Here is a 20,978-nt window from a genome sequence, read left to right as displayed (position 1 = left end):
GCTCGGCGCAAAACCCGATAGACTGCGATGCGTGGACGCCACGACACACAACGGCGCGGAGCGACCTCCGTCGATTCCGCCTGGAGCCAGGCACAACCCCGCGCAAGGGACGTTCGAGCTCGGGGAGACGGACGCCGACGGCCGCCCTTCCGGCGAACGCCTGGTGTACCGCGCGAGCGACGGCTCGTTGCTCTCGCGCTGCTGCTACGCGGACGGGGTGAAGGACGGGCCGTTCACCGTGTTCCACCCGAACGGTCAACCCGCGCAGCGCGGTCGCTACCGGGGCGGCCAGCTCGACGGCGAGGTGGTGGCGTACGGCAGCGACGCCCCGACGGAGCTCAGGCTGCGACGGTGCTGCGTGCCGCCCGGCGCCTGGGAGCTGCGAACGCAATACCGGCAGGGGCAGATCCTGCGCGAAGCTTTTCACGACCGCGCCGGATACCCGATCTCCGCGGACGGCGCCCGCTGGCCCGAGCGACCCGCCGGCGTCGCCGGAGCGGCGGACTACGACCAGGGCTCGCAACGCTGGATCCTCGTCGAGGAGGACGACGCCTCGGCCGCGACCCGCTACCGTTACTTCACGCCCGAGGGCAAGCCCGCTCAGGAGATCGAGGTTCGCGCTGGCGCGCGGTATCGCGAGCTCCAGTACGACGCGCTCGGCCGCCCCTCCGAGGAGCGGCACCTCGATCCTCAGGGGCGCTCGCACGGCCCGTCCACCCGCTGGTTCCCCGATCCGGACGCGAGCCCTTACCTCGATCCGCGCGTGCGCGAGGAGCGCGGTCAGTACGCGCACGGTCACCCGGTCGGAGCGTTCACGCTGCTCGACGCCGACGGGGCGCCGGTCGTTCGGCGCGAGCTCGGCGCGGCCCTCGACGAGGCCAGCCTCGTCGCGTCGCCCGCGCTCGCCGAGGACCTCGCGGCGTGGGACGCCGAGCGCGTCTGGGCCCTCGCGCGAGAGCTCTTGCAGGACGGCCGCGCGCGCGAGGCCTGCTGCGCCGCGGCTCGCGCGGCGGCGCGCGGCGGCGAGCGCGAGAGGCTCGCCGAGCTCCTGCGCGCCGCGACGCTGCAGCCAAGGCCCGAGGTCGCGGAGCGACGCGGGCGAGCGCTGCTCGAGGCGACCGACACGACCGCGCTCGCCGCCCTGGACGAGCTCTTGCTCGGCGCCGACCCGAGCGCCGCCTACCGCAAGCTCGCCGCCGGCTTTCCGGGCTCGCGCCGCGTCGCGCTCTCGCTCGTCGATGCGGCGCTGCTGCTCGATCCCGAGCGCCGCTCGACCTGCATCACGCGCGCGCTCCTGCGGCTCGATCTCGGCGACACGCGCGGCGTGCTCGAGGACGCCGGCCGCATCGAGCCCGAGGCCCCCGCCGTGGCCGAGCACCTCAGGACGGTGGTGCGGGTGCTGTTCGCCGAGCTCGATTTCTGGCCCGCGCGCCAGGCCATCGATCCGCTGCCGGGCGACGCGTCGGTCGTGGTCGAGGTCGGCCAGCCGATCGAGCAGGTCCGGCAGAAGATCCAGGTCTACGCCACCCGCTTGATGCGCCTGCGCGAGGCCGTGCAGCGCGGCCTGCCGGGCACGGAGCCGTGCCCGTGGCTCCCGCCCGACCTGTCGCGCCTCTTGCCGGAGGGGCCGGTGGAGCTCGCGCGGACGGCGGCGACCTTGACCGAGGAGACCGAGAATGGCGTGGAGACCGTCGAGCTCACCGTGGACGAGACGCTCGACCCAGGAGCCCTGCCGGTCTCCCTCCTGATGCGAAGGGTCCGAGCCGAGTGGGCCGCCCTCTGCTGGCTCTGCTGGTCGGCGGGCCTCGACCACGTCGCGCTGCCGGAGCGCATCGCGCACCGGCCCGACTTCACGGCGGCGGTCGACATGGCGCTCTCCCGCTGCTTCCGCGCGCGCGACCAGCGGCAGACCGGCGGGCTCGTCAGCCGGGCGCGCGGCGTGCCGGGCTTCGTCTGGGAAGGGCACGCGATCGACGAGCTCGACCCCACGCTCGCGGCCATCGCGGCCGACGAGACCTTCGAGGTGCGCTGCCTCTTCGCGTGGCTCCTGTTCCCGGAGAACCTCTCCCCGTTCCAGAGCGACATCCGCGCGGCGTGACGCCGATTCAGGGGATGAGACGTCGCGCTCACGCCGCCGCAGCGCCGGCGTCAAACGAATGACATGGTAGAGGACTTGCCACGATATTGATTTTCTCGATGTCCGATTTTGCTTCCATCGTGGATCGGCTTGAGTAGCCTGCACTACGGATCGGACGGGCGCTCTGCTTGGACGTTCCTGCCGGGGAGGGGGTGCGGCGCGAATGCATGGAGAACCGGGGATCCTGAGCCTCACGTCGACGTGGTTCATCCGGCCAGGCCAGGAGTCGGCCGCGGTGCCGGCGCTCGTGGCGCTCGCGGCGGAGGTGCGGGAGAGCGAGCCCGACACGCTCGCCTATCTCGTGCACGCGCCGTTTCGCGGCGACGACCGGCTCCAGGCGCTCCCGCCGGGCGCGCCGGATCGCGTGGTGTTGTTCGGGATCTACCGCAGCGCCGACGCCTTCCTGCGCCACGTCGAGGGGCCGGCGTTCACGCGCTTCCTCGAGCGGCACGGCGAGCTCTTCGTCGCCGCGAACGGCAAGCCGTTCACCGTCGTGGAGTTCCTCGCGCGGCGCGCCGGCTTCATCCGGCCGGAGGCGTTCGCGCCCGCGGCCGCGAACGAGCCGGCAAACCAGCACCCGTCGGTGATGTTCGAGATCATCGGGCGCGATCAGGCGAAGCTGAAGGCGTTTTACCAGGCCGTCTTCGGATGGAATTATACCATCGGCACCGGCGGGTTCGCCTACGTGAAGTTCCCGGTGGAGCGCCGCGAGGCGCTCGGCGGGGTCGGGCAGGCCGATCCAAGCACGCCGGGCTTCGAGCCCGGCCACAACTTCTATCTGCTCGTCGACGACCTCGACGGCACCATCGCGCGCGCGGTGGAGGCGGGCGGCACGAAGCTGATGCCCCCGACGTCCATCGACGGCTACCAGTTCGCCATGATCAAGGATCCCGAGGCCAATCCGATCGGCCTCATCAAGCCGTTCTGAGCCCAAACCGGCCCTCATTCGCCCACGAGGTGGAGAGACCATGAGCTACCTGAACCAGCCCCGGCTGACATTCTCCGGACGATTCCAGGCGGATCCGTCGACCGTCAACAACGACCCGCGGCACTTCGACAACGCGACGTTCACGCCGCGATTCCAGGAGTTCAGCACCCAGCAATCGATGAACGGCTGGTGGAACCCCACGGGCACGGCCATCTTCCGCTTCACCGGCTGTACGATCCAGCAGGCGATCGGCGCGTGCGGCGTCGACGCGTCGGACGGCGCGGTCGGCCTCTCGGTGGGAAACTCGCCCGATCGCCCGTCGGGCAAGCTGGTCGACATCGACCCGGACTGGCAGCTCGCCTCGCAGCTCTACGGGCTCTCGGTGTCGCTCCGCGATCCGCGCACCGGAGAGCTCGTGCTCCTCGCCGATCTCGAGCCGACGCCCTTCCGGGACCTCTGGTTTTTTCGCGGCGGCATGAAGGGCGACTCGGGCGCGTCGGCCCTGTGGCAATCGCAGCTCTCCAACCTGCGCTGGCGGCTCGACGGCGTGAACAGCCCGGTGCTGAAGGCGCTCGCCGAGGCGTCGCGCGGCAGCGGCCGGCTCTCGGTCCGGCTCACGGTCTTCAGCTACCAGACGAGCGTCAAGGCGCCCGATTTCACCTACGGCACCATCGTCGGCGCGATCGGGCCGGCGCTCCCCGACGAGCCGGCGTCGTTCGTGTCGGGCCGGCGGTTCATGCCGACGAGCGCTTTCCAGAACCCGAGTCTACCGGCGAACTCGTGCCTCGCCGCCAACGGGATGACCTGCTTCTCCGGCAAGGTCATCGGCGACGCGCTGGTGGTCGACTTCAGCAACGCGCTGCCCTTCGGCGACGACGGCAAGCTGGCGCCGCTCGGCGATCTGCGGTTCGCGGTGCTCCACGATCCGGACGCCAACGAGGGCGCGGTCCTCGCCGAGGATCGATTCACCGTGCTCGGCGCGCTCGACGCGAGCGACGGCTCCCTGATGCAGGCGTCGGGCATCCAGACCTTGCCGATCCCCGCCGCGGCGAAGAGCCTCGTCAACGAGCGTCCGCTCGCGCTCGTGCTCTTCGGCGGCGGCGTGCCGGCCGGCCACGGGCTCGTCATGATGCGCGAGACCGCGCACGGGCGCGACCTGCGCGTCGACGCGCTCTCGTTCCGCCTCGACCCGAACGAGCCGGACCAGAACCGCCGCGACGTGCCGCTGTGGGCGACCCGCTACGGCCTCCCGCTCTCCGGCGCGCCGATCGCCTTCCAGCCGCTCGCGCCCGCGCCCGACGACGGCGACGCGCCCGCCGACGCGTCCATCGGCACCACGCCGACCGCGGCCATCCCGATCATGAACAGCCCGATCGGCGCGCTCGCGATCGAGCCCCAGCGGGTCCGCACCGACGCGGCGGGGCGGGCGACGGTGCGATTCCAGGGGCCGCCGGAGATGGGCTGTCCGCGCCGCTACATCGACGGCCAGCTCTACGCGGTCGCCTACAATTTCGCCGACGGCGACCCGATCATCCAGCAGACCTTCGACCAGGTCTCCGTGCTCGTCTTCAGCACCTTCACGGCGTCGGAGCGCCCGACCTGGGAGGAGGTCAAGCCGATCTGGAAGCAATACGCGAACCTCTACCCGGTCATGAGCAAGGGCCTCTTCGACTTCTCGATCCGGGAGGTCGCGGACGCCAACGCACACCTGTTGCATTTCGTCCTCAGCAAGCCGACGACCGATCCCGATCACATGCCGGTGACGCGCGACCTCTCCGCCGGCAAGCGCGCCGCGCTCCTGCGCTACCTCGAGAGCGCGATGGAGCGCTCCGCGGCGCGCGACCCGCAGCTCGTGGCGCGCTTCCAGGGGCGCTGCCCGTTCTCGGGGGTGGCGCCGTCGTCGCCGCCGGAAGAGGTCGAGAACAAGCGCATCTTCAACCGCCTGCGGAGCCGGTGAGACCATGCTCTTCGTCGATAAAACCTTGATCGCCCGGGTCCGCGAGGCCCGGAACCCCTCCGACGTGGCCGCCACCCTCGAGGGCGCCATCCAGCTGGAGCTCTCGACGCTGCCGCCGTACCTGACGGGCGTCTTCTCGCTCCAGCCGGGCGCCAATGACGAGGCGCGCATCCTCGTGCAAGCGGTGGTGGTCGAGGAGATGCTGCACATGGCGCTCGCCGCCAACACCGCGGTCGCGCTCGGCGGCAATCCGCCGATCCGCAAGCTCGGGCTGGCGCTCAAGTACCCCGGACACCTGCCGATGTCGATCGACCCCGAGCTGACCGTCTCGCTCGGGTCGCTCACGACGGCGCAGCTCAAGAACGTGTTCATGGCGATCGAGCGCCCCGACACGACCGCCGTCCTGCCCGGCGAGGACCCGAAGATCGCGCAGCGGATCGCCGAGAACAAGGCGAAGGGATACGGCTCGATCGGCGATTTCTACAACGCGGTCATCGATTCGCTGGAGCGGCTCGTGCAGAGCGGACAGGACCCCTTCGGGGACCCGCGCCTCGAGCGCCAGCTCGATCTCTCGCGCTGGTTCCCGTCGAGCGTACCGGGCGATCCGACGTGCCGGGTGCGCGACCTGGCGAGCGCCGAGGCCGCGCTCCGCACCATCATTCGCCAGGGCGAGGGGGCCAATGTCGGCCAGGATCCGATCAACCCCCACGCCGGCGGCAACGAGATGGCCCATTACTTCAAGTTCGGCGAGATCGCGTTCGGGCACCGGCTCGTCGCCGACAAGTCCGCGCCCTCGGGGTGGTCCTACACCGGCGCGCCGGTGCCGCTCGACGCGAGCCGGGTCTACAGGTTCCCCGAGAACGCCCGCGTGAGCGATTATTCGCCCACGTCGGCCGCGGGCTACACCGGAGGGGCGTTCTACGACGCCTACCTCCGCCTGCTCGACGCGCTCGACGCCACGTGGAACGGTCGCCCCGAGATGTTCAACAGCGCGCTCGGCATCATGTTCGAGCTGAAGCTCGTCGCGCAGCAGGTCGTGCAGCACCTCGTCGATCCGGTGAACCCGGACGGCCCCACCGCCGCGCCGCCGTTCCAGCCCTGAGCCCGCGCCGCTGGGCGCGGAATTCTCTTGCCGGCGCCGATCGGCGCGTGGATGCTCTCCGCGGATGCGCGGGTGGCGCGCAGAAAGGATGAGCGTCGAGGCCATGGACGAGCTGGTACGACAGGTCGCAGAGAAGGTGGGCATCTCGGAAGACAAGGCCCGCGTGGCCGTGGAGACGGTGGTCAATTTCCTCAAAGCGAAGCTCCCCGCTCCGCTCGCTGCCCACGTCGACACCGCGCTCGGCGCCGCCGCCCCCGCCATCGCCAACCTGGACGTGGGCGGCCTCGCGAGCTCCCTCGGCGGCCTCTTCGGCAAGAAGTAGCTTCGCCTTCTTCGCTGGGGCTGCCTGCCCTCTCCCTTCCACCGATCACCTCCCCCTCTCCCGACCTCGGCGGCGCGGCCTCCGCGCCTCCAGGCCGCAGCGCGCTCACGTCCAGGACGCGCTCGAACCGCGCCGCTCCGGCCGGGCCGGCGCGATCACGCTCCCTGCGCCCTCGGCGTTTCACGGCTCCGTCCTGGCCCGGCGCGCGCCGCGCGGCCTCGATCTGGGCTGCGCCTTCGCATCCGCCGTGCGCGCGGGGCCCGGAGAGGCCGTCGCGGGCACGGCCGCCCGCCGGCGAGCGTGGAAGGCGCGCGGTTCCTGGACGGCGCGCGCGGCGCGATGGATAGCCGCTGCACAGGCGGGCTCCGGCACCGGGCTTGCGAGCATCGAAGACCTGGAGAAGCACCCGCCCACGTCCCTCTTCCCGGGCGGCGCAGCTTCCGGGTCGAGAGGAGCGATATTCCATGGCGTCCGTGATCGGCGGCGAGGCCGCGTTCATCGGGTCCTTGACTGAACTCATCGAGCTCAATTGGTCCGCGGTGGACGCGCTCCGAGCGGCCCTCTCGCGGATGAGCCGCCCAGGCGACAAGAGCCGGCTCGCGAGCTTCCTGAGCGATCACGAGCGCCACCTCGAGGAGCTCGCCGCCCTGGCCCACGAGCTCGGCGATCCGCCCGTCGAGAGCGCCGTCCGACCCAAGCTGAAGAGCAAAGCGCTGACGAACGGGATGGTCGGAGAACGCGCCATCCTGGAGGCGATGAGGCATTACGAGGAAGAGAGCTGCGCCGCCTACGAGAGGATGATATCGTCCCGCGAAGGCCTCTCCGACCGTGCGCGAGACGTCCTCCGGCAGTCGCTCGCGGTGGAGCGGCGTCACCGGGAGTGGTTCGCGGAGCAGCTCGACGCCCGGCAAGGGCTCCTGCTCCTGCCGCTGTAGCGAGCGCGCCGGTGCGCAGCCCATGCGCAACCGATGCGCAACCAACGACGGTGTCGACGGTGACTCCGTCCTGATCGAAGATTGACGCTCGGAGTCGATTCGCGTCCACGCGATCTCCGCTGCGGGCGCGGAGGCGCTGTTGGAGCTCGGCGATTCGCGCCGCGAGCGCGCTTTGGGGGCGGCGGTTTTCTTTCTCCGTCTCGTGTATCATCGCCGCGATGATTCGCCCCTCGGTCCTTGCCTCCCTTGGCCTCGCCCTCTCCCTCCTCGGCTGCGACGAGCCCAAGAAGCCCGCCGCCCCTGCGGCCTCCGCCGCCCCCGCCGCGCAGGCGCCCGCCGCCGCGACGCCCGCCGCGAGCCCTCAGGCCGCCGCCAGCGCGCCGGCGCCGCCGAAGAAAGAGGTCGTGTGCACCAAGAGCGACCCGGTGACGTTCTCGCATCCGGCGCTCGAGGCCAGGGTGCGGCAGCAGCTCCAGAAGCCCGAGGGGCCGATCAAGCATGCCGAGCTCAAGAACATCAAGACCATGAACCTGTCCGACGCCCAGGGGCTCGACGAGCTCGATCCCTGCCTCTTCCCCGAGCTCACGGGCGTCAAAGGGCTTTACCTGCCGCCGGGCAAGATCGACGATCTCCGCCCGATCAAGGGCCTGCTCCGGCTGGAGTCGCTGCGCGTGTCGGCCACGCTGGTCAAGGACCTCTCCCCGCTCGCCGGGCTCGTCAAGCTCGACCGGCTCGACATCGGCCGCACGCCCGTGGAGGACCTCACCCCGCTCGCCGGCCTCACCAACCTGACCGAGCTCCAGATCGACGAGACCGAGGTGACGGATCTGCGCCCGCTCGCCGGCCTGAAGAAGCTCGAGATGCTCCAGATGAAGCGGACGCGGGTGAGCGACGTGTCGCCGCTCCGGGAGCTCAAGAGCCTCAAGAACGTGTACCTCGAGGGCTCGCGGGTCGACGACGCGAGCCCGCTCCGGAGCATCCCCGGGATCAAGATCCACGAGGGCTGACGCGCCCGGCCGCGCGCCGCCGCGCCGCGCCGAGCGCCGCCGCCGCGGCGAGGAGCCCGAGCGGCCAGCGCGCCGCCGCGCCGCCCGCGCCGGTCGCGTCGGCCGCGCAGCGGAGCTCGCCGTGGACGGCGCCGTTCATGAGGGGCCCGTCGTCCGCCGCGCCCCCTGCGCCGCCCGCCGCGCCGCCGGAGCCGCCGGCCCCGCCGGTGGCCCCGCCGCCGCCCTCGCCCGGCGACGGCGCGTCGATGAGCGCGTCGATGAGCGCGTCGATGACGTAGAGCGCCGGCCCGGAGCCCTGCGCCAGGAAGGGGCGCGGCGGCAGCGCCGGACCGAGCGGCAGGGCCGCGAGCCGCGCCGCCGGCCACACGACGGCCTCGTCCGGATCGAGCCGCCACGCGGCGGCGGCCGCCGCGTCCGGCACGGCCCGCCGCGCGGCGCCGTCGACGAGCCACACGGACGCCGCGCCGTCGTCGCCGCGCACGAGCTGCGGCGACGGCGGGAACGCGTCGCCCTCGGGGAGCGCCTCGAGCGCCGCGTCCGGCGCGCTGGCGACGTCCCAGAACCGCGAGAACCGCCAGGCGTCCAGCGCCCCGGCGCCGCCGAGCGGCCGCCGCACGCCGCCCGGCAGCTCGAGCGGGCACGCGAGCGCCCTCGGGCTGCCCTCGAGCTCGACCTCCTCGCCGCTCAGCGCGTCGACGCCGTAGGCGTGGACCGCGTGCTCGCCTCCGAGCACGCTGAGCGGCACCGGCGCCTCGAAGCCGTGCGCGCACGAGCCGAGCGGCGCGCAGAGGTCGTCCCGGTGCCGGTCCGCGGCGAGGGTGTGGCCCTCGGCGCCCGCGTCGGTCGCCGCGGCGTCGACGTAGAGCCGCGCGCTGCCCGGCGCGCCCTCGGCGGCGTCCGGGTCGTGGGTCCAGCCGCGGATCCCGTCGCATCCCGCGGCCTCGAGGGCGCCCTCGGGGGGCTCGTTGAGGAGCGCCTGGTACGAGGCCACGAGCGAGCTGTAGGGCGGCACGTACACCAGCCCGACGCCGCTCAGCGACTGCCGCACGTTGAAGTGCAGGTGAATCGTCGTCGGCGTGCCGCCAAAGACGTTGGAGACCTTCCCGATGCGCTGTCCGCGCGACACGCCCTGGCCGACCGAGACCTGGACATCGGACATGTGCAGGTAGTCGTAGCGAGTCCCGTCCTCGCCGGTCAGGTACACGGAGTAGCCGCCGATGCTCGTGATGATGCCGTCGGCCACCGCGACCACCCAGTATTTGCCCGCCTCGCACGTGGGCGGCCGGACGTCCTGCCCTTGATGACCCGCCCCGGAGGGGCAGAGCGGCATCGCCCACGACCGCGACTCGCAGAAGTTGTCGCGCCACGGATAGGCGTAGTTGTCCGCGTCGCACTGCCCCCCGGGCGGGCCGGCGCTGCCCCCTTTGCTGTAGACCTGGGAGTTGGCGAACGCCGGGCCCTCCTCGAGGGGAAAGCGCATGCCGGGCGCATACACGACGCCGTCGGAGCGCCCTTCGCCCGAGCCGGGGACGAGCTCGCCGGCGGGATGGTAGGAGAACGGATCGGCCGCGGCCGCGGTCGGCAAGAGCGCGAGCGCGGCCGCGGCGGCGAGCGGGGCCGGCGCGGCGGGGCGGGGGCGACGGAGGCGGCGCGGGTGGAGCGGCGCGCTCATCGCCTGTCTCCCGCCGTCTTCGCGCCGACGCCGCCCACGTAGACGAGCTCCGCGGCGAGCTCGCGGAGGAGCGCGTCCGAGGCGCAGGCCGGGGCCTCCGGCGACGCGCACTCGACGTCGAGCGCGTAGGTGACGCCGTTCTCGATCCAGGAAGCGGTCCAGATGCCCTCGTTCGCCGTGATGAGCGCGGGCGCCCCGCGCACGGCGTGGGTTCCTCGGAAAGGTGGAATGCCTGGATACTTGCGCTCGAGGCGGGTCATGGTGAGCGAGACCGACATCGACTCCGTCCTTGCCCAGAACGACGTCCAGTGCTCCTTGGCCACGAGGACCGGCGCCGCGAGGAGCTCGGGCCGGGACGGCACGAGCACCGGGACCTGCGAGATCCGGGCGGCGTGGGCCGCCGCCTCGGGCAGCGCCGCGAGCGCGCCGCGGTCGACCGAGGCGGCCGGCGGCCAGGTGACGGGGGCGATCACCGGCGCCGCCGTGGCGACGAGCGGCTGAGCGGCGGCCGGATCGCGCGGCGCCTCGGAGGGGGGCGCGGCCTGGTCGCACGCGGCGAACGCAACAGAGAGAGAGAGGAGGACAACGACAATCGTGGGGACGCCGCGCATGGAGCCTCGCGGAAGTGGACCCACGATTCTAGTCGAAGAGCTGCGGTCATGGCCAACAGATGACGTGGCGCGCGCGAGATGTCGCCGGGGTGTGACCGGGGCGACTTGACGCCGTGCGCGAAGCGCCCGTGGGGCGCGTCATGGGTGCGGGGCGTCCGACGGCACCACGCCTTCCATGCGTGCGTGAGCTCATGGTCGCCGCCATGCGGCCGCGCTCGTCCGGCGACAGCAAGAAACAGGCGATCGTCGGTCGCGCGTGCGGCGTTGAACTACCCCGGGATCTCCGTATGTCGGGAACGTGTTTCGAGCTTTTCAACGAGACGCTCCGTGGTAGTTCAAATCACGTCCTGCAGGCGCGTCCGCGGCGGCTCGCTGACGCTCGCGAGGATTGAAACAGGGGATCGATAAGAGACTGCTGATTCCTCGCGGATGGGCGAGGGGGGCTCGCGCGGAGCGAGCGGCGCTGCGATCCGTGCGCCGCTCGCTCCAGGGGCGGCTCTCGCCGTCGTCTCCTCCGCTGCTCCCGGTCGGCGACAAGGCGCATCGACCGCGGCGGCTGAAACTTGCGCCACTTGGGTGGTTCTTGACCATGGAATCGAAGGGAGCTCGCATGAGAAGGTATAAACTCTCCGGTCGGGTCGTCCGAGCCAAGAGCGAACGGGGCGTCGGAAGTGTGCGTGTCGAGGCGTGGGACAGCGCGGAGGTCAACACGGATCTCGTCGCCGTCGCCGTGACCAACCAGAACGGTGATTTCGAGATATCGCTCGACCAGGACGACGTGGATCGCCACTTCCAGGGGCGGGAGCCGGTGGCCGCGCTCCGCGCGTTCGCGCTCGGGGGCGAGGAGTACGTCACGCGCTACACGCAATGGAAGTTGTCGCCGAAGCCCGTCACCCTCCGGATCGAGGTGGACCTCGCGGTGACCTCGACCAAGCGCGCACCGGCCACCGCGACCGTGCGCGGCAATGTGCGGAACGAGCAAGGCGCGGCCGTCGCGAACTTGATGGTGCGCGCCTACGACGTGAAGCTGACGTCACAAAGCGAGATCGGCTCGTCGGCGACCGACGCGTCGGGTCATTACAAAATCTCCTATTCGACCATCCTGCCGTCCGGCAAGCAACGGCCGGATCTCCGGGTGATCGTCTACAACGGGTCGAACCAGGAGCTGGGCCGCTCCGCGCTGATCGTCCGCGCCCCGTCGACCGCGGTCGTCGACCTGGTCACCAGCCAGGACCAGGAAGACCGCGGCCCCTCGGAGCTGCTGCAGGTCAAGTCCCGCACCGCGGCCCATACACAGGGGGTGTTCCTCGGAGACCTCCAGGCCGAGCAGGTCGATTTCGTCGCGCAGGCGGCCGAGGTGGAGCGCGGGCACGTCGAGGCGCTCGTCGGGGCCGAGTCCCTCATGGCGTCCGTCGGCGTCGCCGAGTCCGCCGAGCCTTATTACCCCTTCGTCCGCATGGGCTTGCCGACCACCAAGCGCGGGCTCCTTTCGTACCCGAAAGCCACGCTGAGCCGCGAGCTCGCCGAGGCGAAGGAGGCGAATATCGTGGGCCGCGAGGTCAACGATGCCATCGTCGATCTCCTCACCCAGGCCGCTATCGACCTCGCCGCGGAGCCGCCCGCGGGGACGACCAGCAACCTCGGTCAGCTCCTCGATCTAGAGCTGGGCGGGTCCTACACGCAGCATTTCATCGCCGAGTACATGGCGTTCGATGGCACGCCCGAGGCCTTCTGGACCCACCTCGCGTCCCTGCCCGAGTACCAGGGCGAGGGCACGCTCCTCATCCCGCGGCTCAAGCTCCTGCTGCAGCTGGGCGCGCTCACGCGCTATCACTTCCCGCTCATCTCGGAGCTGTGGGATCGCTGGTACGCTAACCAGTTCGAGGACCTCAAGGACCTCGCGGCCTACAGCGAGGCCGACTGGATCGCGATCCTCGCCCTCCAGCGCAACGGGTCGCCCATCAACACCCCGGACGACACGCCCGGAGCGACGGTGGCCGAGCGGCGCACGGCCTACGCCAAGGTCCTCCGGCGCGCCCTGGAGGTGGCGTTCCCGTCGAAGGCGGTCGCGTCCGCGATCGCCGTGGTCGGCGGGAGCGAGCTGCCCACGTTCTTCAACAACAACCCGTCGTTCGAGCTCGGCAAGACGCGCGCCGGCCACTTCATCGCGTCGAACTCGGGGGCGTTCACGGGGCTCTCCAACCCCGCCGCCGCGAAGCGCGAGCTCAAGGCGGTCGAGCGGCTGTACAAGCTGACACCCAAGTACGAGGAGGCGAAGGTGCTGCTCGCCGGCGGGCTCAAGTCGGCGCGGGAGGTCGCCCTTCGCGGCCGGCTCCGGTTCGGCGCCGAATTCGGCGCTGCCCTCGGAGGTGCCGAGATCGCGGACGACATCTACGACAAGGCGACCGCCGTCTCCGATGTCGCGCTCGCGCTGGCGCTCAAGTTCGGCACGGCCTTCAACCAGAGCTCGGCCCACGTCCTGCCCGACCCCGCGGGCCGCGCGAGCCAGGCGGCGCCAGACTTCGCGACCTACGAGGAGCTCTTCGGCTCGACCGACGCGTGCGCGTGCGCGCACTGCGCCTCGGTCTACGGCCCGGCGGCGTACCTCGTCGACCTCCTCCACTTCCTCGATCGGTACTACTCCAAGGTCACGAAGAGCGGCAGCACCAAGTGGACCGCGAAGGAGCTGCTCCTCGGCAGCGCGCCGGGCTCGACGCCGGCGCGCCCCGGGCGGCGCCCGGACATTGGCCGGATCGACCTCACCTGCGAGAACGTCGACACGCCGCTGCCGTACGTCGACCTGGTGAACGAGATCCTCGTCCACGCCTTCGTGGGCGAGACGTTGGAGCAGAACGAGGCCCCGCCCGCCTTCCCGGAGCACATCGCGACCGTCGGCACCGCCGAGGACCTCGCGGCCATGCCGAACCCGCCCAGCGGGGAGGAGGACTGGCACGAGAAGGCTTACGAGCGCCTCTCGAGACGCGACTTCCCCCTCAGCTTGCCGTATCACCACCGGCTCCACGAGGCGCGCGTCTATCTCGAGCACCTCGGCGTGCCCCTGCATGCGTTCATGTCCGAGCTGAGGTCGGGCTGGTACAGCCCGGAGACCGCGGATCCCGAGAACATGGCCGCCTACCGGCTCGGGCTTTCATGGCGCGAGCTCCGGCTGATACGCGGCGAGCCGATCTCGGGCGTGACCCTGGCGAGCGCCTGGGGCGTCTCCGTGATCCCCGGCGGGCTGCTCAACGTGCCGGAGTTCCTCAAGCGCTCGGGGCTGTCCTACGACGAGCTGCGCGATTTGCTCGAGACCTCCGCGCTCCATCGCTTCGGGTCGCCGACGATCGCGCCCGCGGGGAGCTGCAAGATCGAGGAGCAGACCATCGGCGGGCTGAGCGGCGATCTGACCGACCTGGCCTTTCTGCACCGCTTCCTGCGGCTCCGGCTGCGCCTCGGCTGGTCGATCCGCGAGCTCGATCAAGTGCTGGCCGCGTGCGCGCCCAGCGGCACCGACCTCGTGAACGACCGCGCGCTGCGCGTGATCGCGGTGATCCAGGCGCTGCGCACCGACCGGGGCATCTCGCTGCCGATCGCGGTGCTCGCGAGCTGGTTCGGGCCGCTCGACACCCAGCGCCGCGACGCGGGCGAAACGCCCTCGTTCTACGAGCAGCTCTTCCAGAACAGGACCGTGACCAACCCGGTCGACGCCGCGCTCGCGCTGCCGGCGGTCGCCAGCCTCTCGACCGCCGACCTGCTCGCCAACCACACGCCCGCGATCCTCGCCGGCCTGCGCATCAGCCGGGAGGAGCTGTCGCTGCTCACCGAGAACTCGGGGCTCGGCCTGCCCCCGCTCGTCCCCGCGAACACCTCCGACCTCGCGCCGGTGACGCTCGCGAAGCTCCACCGCATCGTGACCTTTGCGCGGGCGGCGCGGCTGTCGCTGCCCGATTTCCTCGTGATCTACAACCTGAGCGCCTACAAGCCGTTCGAGGCCGACAACCCCGAGCGCACGCTGCGCTTCCTGGACACGGTCGAGCGCGTCCGGCGCTCGGGGCTGTCGCCCGCCGACCTCGACGTCATCTTCCGGATGCGGTCGTCCCCGCGCGCGCGGATCGCCGTCACGGACGAGGCCGTGACCCCCGTGCTCGAGCAGATGTTCGGCGCGCTGCTGGCGCTGCGCGGCAAGAACGGCGCCCCGGACAGCGAGGGCGAGGCGGCCCTCGTCGAGGACACGCTCGCCGCGGCGCTGAAGCTGGACGCGCGGTCGATGCGCCTGCTGCTCACGGACATCCTGACCCGTACGGACGAGAACGGCAGCTCGCCGCTCGGCAGCGCGTTCTCGCTGCCCGCCTCGCCGCCGCCGTCGCTCGAGGACCTCGGCCTGCGCGCCGCGCAGCTCGCCGCGTACCGGCACCTGGCCAGGGCCGCGGCGATCGTGCAGCAGCTCGGGCTGAGCGCCGACGAGATCGATGTGCTGTTCGCCCACGACTGGCCGGTGATCGACCTCGACCAGCTGCCGCGCGCCGAGCTCAACGACACCGGCTCGACGTGGTTCGAGCGCTGGGAGCGGCTCGTGGATTTCGTCGCGCTCCGCTCTCAGCTCGTGGGGCCGAACCCGTCGCTGGCGAGCTTGTTCGTGGAGCAGCCCGCGGCCCTGGCCGCCGCCCTGGGCTGGCCCGCGGCCGACGTATCGCAGGTGCTCAGCGTCCGCGGCATCCTGCTCAACCCGGAGGCCTCCTCGCAGCAGGTCTATGCCGTCGGGCTCGTGCGTCGCGTGATGGTGATGCTGAAGCGGCTCGGCGTATCGGCCGCCCAGGCGTTCGCGTGGGAGAGCGCGATCCTGTCGGACGGCCCCGTGCCCGCCGAGAGCATCGTCCGGGCCGCGAAGGCGAAGTACTCCGACGCCGACTGGGCCAGGGTGGCGCCGCCGCTGCGCGACGTCCTGCGCGAGCGGCTCCGGTCGTCGCTGGTGGCGTACCTCGTGGCGAAGCGGGGATACGAGGACAGCGACGACCTGTTCGCCAACCTGCTCGTGGACGTCGAGACGAGCCCCGCGGTGATCACCTCGCGCCTGAAGCAGGCCATCGGCTCGGTGCAGACGTTCGTGCAGCGCGCGTTCTTGAACCTGGAGGCAGAGCTGGCGCTCCCGGAGGAGGCGGCGCGCGAGTGGGCGTGGCGCAAGAGCTACCGCGTCTGGGAGGCGAGCCGGAAGGTCCTGCTCCAGCCGGAGATGTACCTCGATCCGTCGCTGCGCGACGACAAGTCGCCGTTCTTCAAGGCTCTCGAGAACGAGCTCCGGCAGAACGACATCACCGACGACGTCGCGGAGCGCGCGTTCGAGCGGTACCTCGATAAGCTCGACGAGGTCGCGAACCTCGAGATCGTGGCCGCGTTCCACCAGCAGGAAGATGGCGACAAGACGCACCTGCCCGTCGACGTGCTCCACGTCGTCGGCCGCACCGCGCTCGAGCCGTACAAGTTCTTCTACCGCACGCGGGTGGACGGGCTGTCCTGGACTCCCTGGGAGCCGATCGATCTCGACATCCAGGCGGACAACGTGCTGCTCACCGTGGAGGATCGTCGCCCGCACCTCTTCTGGGCGGTCATCGAGGAGCGCGCCGAGCCGGACCAGACGTTGCCTTCTGATACGCGCGATGCGGGCCACGAGGCGGCGACGCGGCGCTACGTCCGCCTCGCGTGGAGCGAGCGCAGGAACGGCGCGTGGGGCCCTCGGCGCATGAGCGGCGGCGATGAGGTGTCGATGTCGGGACAGCTGCGCAGCGCGAACATCTCGCTGTTCCTCGAGCGCCAGAGCGGCAGCGCGCCGCTCCGGGTCATGGTGAGGTGGAACCAGAGCTACTCCTATCGTCTCGGATACTTCGCGCGGAACGGATGCGGTGTGCTGGAGGGCACCGATGACAACGTGTCTTATGACAACAGGTTTCGCGTTCCGCGCATCCTGCCGGCGCTGCCGCGCGCCACCAGCATGGATCGGCAGCTCGCGGTGTCCCCGAGCTCCACGAAACAGCTCAGCGTTCCGATCACCCTCAATAACCTCTCTCAGAAGATCACGCTGCTCGGAAAGATCACCCCCTTCCGGGCGTTCATCCCGCACGAGATCACCGGCGAGAAGTCGGACAGCGCCGCGGACGGCGCGCCGTTCTTCTTCTACAAGGACGCGAGCTCGACGTTCCTGGCCGAGCTCGTCCTGACCGCGCACAGCAAATGGTATACCGTGAGCATCCAGCCCGGGATCACGGCGTACGGCGACGTCGCCAAGAACGACGTCGTGCTCGCCATGCGCGCGGGGCCATCGGCGGCCGAGTGGGCGAGGCGGACGCCCGAGGTGGTGCGCGTCGCGCACGTCTACGAAGACGTGAAGCAATACCGGTTCACGTCCTTCTATCACCCCTACGCCTGCCTGTTCCGCAAGGAGCTGCAGCGCGCCGGCGTGGACGGGCTGCTCAAGTGGTCGCTCCACCGGCCCAAGCCGCTCCAGCTCAGCTCCCGCGAGTTCTTCGAGAGCACGTACGAGCCGGACACCGCCAACGTGCTCACGCCGTATCCGAAGGAGGAGGTCGACTTCTCGTTCCAGGGCGCGTATTCGCTCTACAACTGGGAGCTGTTCTTCCACGCGCCACTGCTGATCGCCCTGCGGCTGATGCAGAGCGGCCGGCACGCCGAGGCGCAGCGCTGGTTCCACTTCATCTTCGACCCGACCTCGGGCGATCCGGCCCCGTCCCCCGAGCGCTTCTGGAACGTACGGCCGTTCCGCGAGAACAAGGATCTCGCCTCCATCGAGGACGAGCTCCGCGAACTGCCGCCCTCGCAGCACGGCACGATGGCCAAGCTGCTGGGCTCGCTCCTGACGAACCAGGACGACGAGCCGGAGAAGGTCGATCTCGTCGCGCAGATCGAGGCGTGGCGGAAGGACCCGTTCAATCCGCACCTCGTCGCGCGGATGCGGCCGATCGCCTACCAGAAGGCGGTGGTGATGAAGTACATCGCGAACCTCATCGCCTGGGGCGATCAGCTCTTCCGGCGCGAGACCATCGAGTCGCTCAACGAGGCGACGCAGCTGTACGTCCTCGCCGGCAACCTCCTCGGCCGACGCCCGGTGCGCATCGAGCGGAAGGACGCGGTGACGCCGCGGAACTACTGGCAGCTCGAGGCGCTCGGGCTCGGCGACCTCTCCGACCCGGTGATCGCGTCGCGGTCCCGCGTAGAGGCGGAGAGCCTCGTGGCCAACTCGCTGATGGATCTGCTGCGCCGCACGTTCTTCGAGCGGGCGATCGACCTCGGAGAGCTCTACTTCTGCGTGCCCCGCGACGAGGCGCTCTCGGGGCTCTGGGATACGGTCGCCGATCGGCTCTTCAAGATCCGACACTCGATGAGCATCGAGGGCGTGGTCCGGACGCTGCCCCTGTTCGAGCCGCCCATCGATCCGATGCTGCTCGTGCAGGCGAGGGCGCTCGGCGTGGATCTCGCGACGGTGCTCAACGAGGCGAGCTCCCCGCGGCTCCCCTACCGCTTCCAGGTGCTGCACGCGAAGGCGATGGAGCTCTGCGGCGCGGTGGCGGGGCTCGGCGCCGCGCTGCTCGCCGCGATGGAGAAGAAGGACGGCGAGGCGATCGCGCGGCTCCGCTCGGGCCACGAGGTCGAGCTGCTCGCGGCGGTGCGCGAGATCAAGGCGCAGCAGGTCAAGGAGGCCCAGGAGACCGTCGCCTCGCTGGAGCGGTCGCACGAGGCGGCGATGCTCCGCCGCGACCACTACGCGAGCCTGCCGCGGATCAGCGCGGCGGAGCAGGGTGCGCTGGCGATGAGCGTCGCGGGCATGGAGCTCGGGCTCGTGGCGCAGGGGATCGCCCTCGTCGCGTCCAGCGTCGAGGCCGTCCCTCCGACGACGTTCGGCGCCGCGGGCAGCTTCGGGAGCCCGGTGGCCATCACCTCGGTCGGCGGGCTCGCGTCGGGCGCGCCGATCGAGGCGGCCTCGCAGGCGCTCTCCATGGTCGCCGGAGCGCTGCGCGAGGGCGCGTCGGTCGCCTCCACGCTGGCTGGGTACGAGCGGCGCGCCGAGGAGTGGGCGCTGCAGGAGCGGCTCGCGGCAAAGGAGATGCAGGGGCTCGAGAAGCAGATCGTCGCCGCGAAGATCCGCGCCGCGGTGGCCGAGGTGGAGCTGAAGAACCACGATCGGCAGACCGAGCAGGCGCGCGAGGTGCTCGAGTTCCTCCAGGACAGGAAGCGCACGACCGAGGAGCTGTACGACTGGATGGTGGCGGAGCTGTCGACCGTCCACTACCAGACGTACACGCTCGCCTATGACATGGCGAAGCGGGCGGAGCGGGCGCTCCGGTTCGAGCTCGGCACGCCCGACGGCACGCCCGCCATGGTGCGCTTCGGCGCCTGGGACAGCCTGAAGCAGGGACTGCTCGCCGGCGAGCGGCTCCAGCACGACCTCCGCCGCTTGGAGGTCGCGTTCCTGGAGCAGACGCCGCGCGAGGCGGAGCTCGTGAAGCACGTCTCGCTCGCCGAGGTCGCGCCCGAGCAGCTCATGCAGCTCCGGGAGACCGGGACGTGCGAGTTCGAGCTGCCAGAGGCGGTGTTCGACCTCGACCATCCGGGGCACTACTTCCGGCGCATCAAGTCGGTCGCGGTCACGATCCCGACCGTGACCGGCCCGTACGCGGGCGTGAACTGCACGCTCACGCTGAGCGGCACCAAGGTGCGGAGGAGCTCGGTGGTGGACGACGCCTACGCGAGCGGGACGAACTTCCGGGCGGATCTCGTTCCGCTGACGGACGTGATCACGACCAGCAGTGGGGTGAACGACGCGGGCCTGTTCGAGACGAACCTGCGCGACGAGCGGTATCTCCCGTTCGAGGGCGCGGGCGTGCTCGGCACCTACAAGATCGAGCTCCCTGCGGCGAACAACCGCTTCGACATCGCGGCGGTGAGCGACGTGATCCTTCACATCCGGTACACGGCGCGCTCGAGCAGCACCCTCGCCGACGCGGCGAGGACGCACTATCAAAGCGCCCCGCCGACGCGCAGTCGGCTCTTCAGCCTGCGGTCCGAGCTGCCGGCCGAGTGGGCCCGGTTCATGGCGCCGGCGAGCTCGAGCGCGCCGCAGGAGCTCTCGATCCCGCTCACGCCGGAGATGTTCCCTTATGCGCCGGCGACACAGAAGACCGTGCTGACGAGCGTCACCTTCTATGCGCGGTGGAGCGGCGAGAAGTTCTACTCGAGTGGAGGCACGCTCAGCGGCCACGTGACGCGGCCGGGGGCCGCGGCGGCTGAGCTCTCGCTCCCGAACTACCTGGGAGAAGGCCAGTGCAACATGGGCAAGAGCGACACCTTGAGCCCGACCGCGCCCGACGAGTCGTGGGATCTCGGTACCTGGACGCTCAGCGTGACCAGCGGCGAGGTCAGCGCGATAGCGGACAAGCTCAGGACGGACAACCGGCTCAATCACACGCTTCAGGATATCTATCTGCTCTGCGACTACCGCACCGAGCAGCTGCCGCAATCGTCGCAACCGTAGAGGACGCACCCGCGATCGAACACCAAGGAGTCAACGACCATGTCGGACAACATCACGCTTCCTCAGGGCGCGGGCACGCTCCTCGCCACCGATGAGATCCTCGGCGTCCACGTCCTGCGCGCCAAGGTGCAGGCGGGCGCGGACGGCACCGCCGTCGACGTCTCGCAGAACAATCCGCTGCCGGTGGGCCTGGTCGGGTCGCTCCCGGCCGGCGCCAACACGGTCGGCGCGGTCCACGTAAAGCCGGCCACCGCAGGTGGGCTCTCCATCTATCACAATATCGGCCTGAGCAACTCGGGGCAGAACGTGAAGAGCTCCGCCGGACAGGTGTTCGGCTGGCACCTCGCCAACACGGGATCGAGCGCTGCGTTCGTGAAGCTCTACGACATGGCGGGGACCCCGACCATGAGCTCCGATGTCCCTGCCGTGACGCTGTGCGTCCCCGCCGGGCAGGTCACCTCGGCCGAGCACACGAACGGCCTCGCGTTCACGAACGGCATCGCCATCGCCGCGACCGCGGGCTCGGCGGACAACAACAACTCCGCGCCCGGGTTGAACACGATGGTCGTGAACGTGTTCTACAAGTAGCGCTGCCCGAGGGGACGAGCCCTTGTCCGGGGGGGCCGGGCGACGAGGACAGGGCCGTGGAGAGCTCGAACCGTCCGTGAGCGGCGCTGACCCGGCGCCGCTCACGGACTCGGCGGCCGACGCCGTGGTGCCGGAGCGATGCGCTCCGGGCGCGTGGGCCGCCCCTTGCCGTGGGAAGAGG

11 protein-coding genes are annotated in these 20,978 nt (G+C 70.9%); 9 read left to right on the top strand and 2 right to left on the bottom strand.

Translation table 11 applies throughout. From position 1 onward, the window contains the following. Nucleotides 1–31: 31 nt before the first annotated feature. The 7 genes from WME83_RS38920 to WME83_RS38890 all read left to right on the top strand — a co-directional run bounded on the left by WME83_RS38920 (nt 32) and on the right by WME83_RS38890 (nt 8,388). The gene (locus WME83_RS38920) at nt 32–2,098 is read left to right on the top strand and encodes a hypothetical protein (protein WP_437314760.1); all 2,067 of its coding nucleotides are present in this window, start codon (nt 32–34) and stop codon (nt 2,096–2,098) included. 202 nt (nt 2,099–2,300) lie between these two features. Beyond that, a complete protein-coding gene (locus tag WME83_RS38915) occupies nt 2,301–3,065 on the top strand; it encodes an antibiotic biosynthesis monooxygenase (RefSeq protein ID WP_437314759.1) in 765 nt (254 codons plus the stop codon). A gap of 40 nt (nt 3,066–3,105) precedes the next feature. After that, nucleotides 3,106–5,022 carry a hypothetical protein gene (locus tag WME83_RS38910; protein WP_437314758.1) on the top strand — a complete coding sequence of 639 codons (1,917 nt, stop codon included), beginning with the start codon at nt 3,106–3,108 and terminating at the stop codon, nt 5,020–5,022. 4 nt (nt 5,023–5,026) lie between these two features. Continuing rightward, nucleotides 5,027–6,124 (top strand): ferritin-like domain-containing protein, encoded by a 1,098-nt coding sequence (locus WME83_RS38905; protein ID WP_437314757.1) that lies wholly within the window; start codon nt 5,027–5,029, stop codon nt 6,122–6,124. A 103-nt stretch (nt 6,125–6,227) separates the two neighbouring features. Further along, on the top strand, nt 6,228–6,446 hold the full coding sequence (locus WME83_RS38900) for a hypothetical protein (RefSeq protein WP_044989269.1): 219 nt from the start codon (nt 6,228–6,230) through the stop codon (nt 6,444–6,446). Nucleotides 6,447–6,910: 464 nt separating this feature from the next. Then, entirely contained in the window at nt 6,911–7,381 is a 471-nt protein-coding gene (locus WME83_RS38895) for a ferritin-like domain-containing protein (RefSeq protein ID WP_437314756.1), read from the top strand. A 218-nt stretch (nt 7,382–7,599) separates the two neighbouring features. After that, nucleotides 7,600–8,388, top strand: coding sequence for a leucine-rich repeat domain-containing protein (locus tag WME83_RS38890; RefSeq protein ID WP_437314755.1), 789 nt, complete (start codon nt 7,600–7,602; stop codon nt 8,386–8,388). Here the strand turns inward: WME83_RS38890 and WME83_RS38885 are convergent. Both WME83_RS38885 and WME83_RS38880 read right to left on the bottom strand, forming a co-directional pair. Beyond that, on the bottom strand, nt 8,369–10,060 hold the full coding sequence (locus tag WME83_RS38885) for a M23 family metallopeptidase (RefSeq protein ID WP_437314754.1): 1,692 nt from the start codon (nt 10,058–10,060) through the stop codon (nt 8,369–8,371). The two genes, WME83_RS38890 and WME83_RS38885, sit on opposite strands and share 20 nt — an antisense overlap. Then, nucleotides 10,057–10,671, bottom strand: coding sequence for a hypothetical protein (locus WME83_RS38880; protein ID WP_437314753.1), 615 nt, complete (start codon nt 10,669–10,671; stop codon nt 10,057–10,059). Before WME83_RS38880 ends, WME83_RS38885 begins: the two co-directional genes overlap by 4 nt. A gap of 610 nt (nt 10,672–11,281) precedes the next feature. Between WME83_RS38880 and WME83_RS38875 the strand changes: the two genes are divergently transcribed. Together WME83_RS38875 and WME83_RS38870 are read left to right on the top strand one after the other, a co-directional pair. Further along, nucleotides 11,282–20,209, top strand: a complete 8,928-nt coding sequence (locus WME83_RS38875) for a neuraminidase-like domain-containing protein (protein WP_437314752.1) — start codon at nt 11,282–11,284, stop codon at nt 20,207–20,209. A gap of 39 nt (nt 20,210–20,248) precedes the next feature. Then, nucleotides 20,249–20,797 (top strand): hypothetical protein, encoded by a 549-nt coding sequence (locus WME83_RS38870; RefSeq protein WP_437314751.1) that lies wholly within the window; start codon nt 20,249–20,251, stop codon nt 20,795–20,797. Nucleotides 20,798–20,978 lie beyond the last annotated feature (181 nt).

It is taken from the genome of Sorangium sp. So ce385 (assembly GCF_051474135.1).
Classification (GTDB): domain Bacteria; phylum Myxococcota_A; class Polyangia; order Polyangiales; family Polyangiaceae; genus Sorangium; species Sorangium cellulosum_D.
The sequence above is the reverse complement of the archived record's forward strand: the minus strand, read 5'-3'. Positions and strand labels throughout refer to the sequence as shown.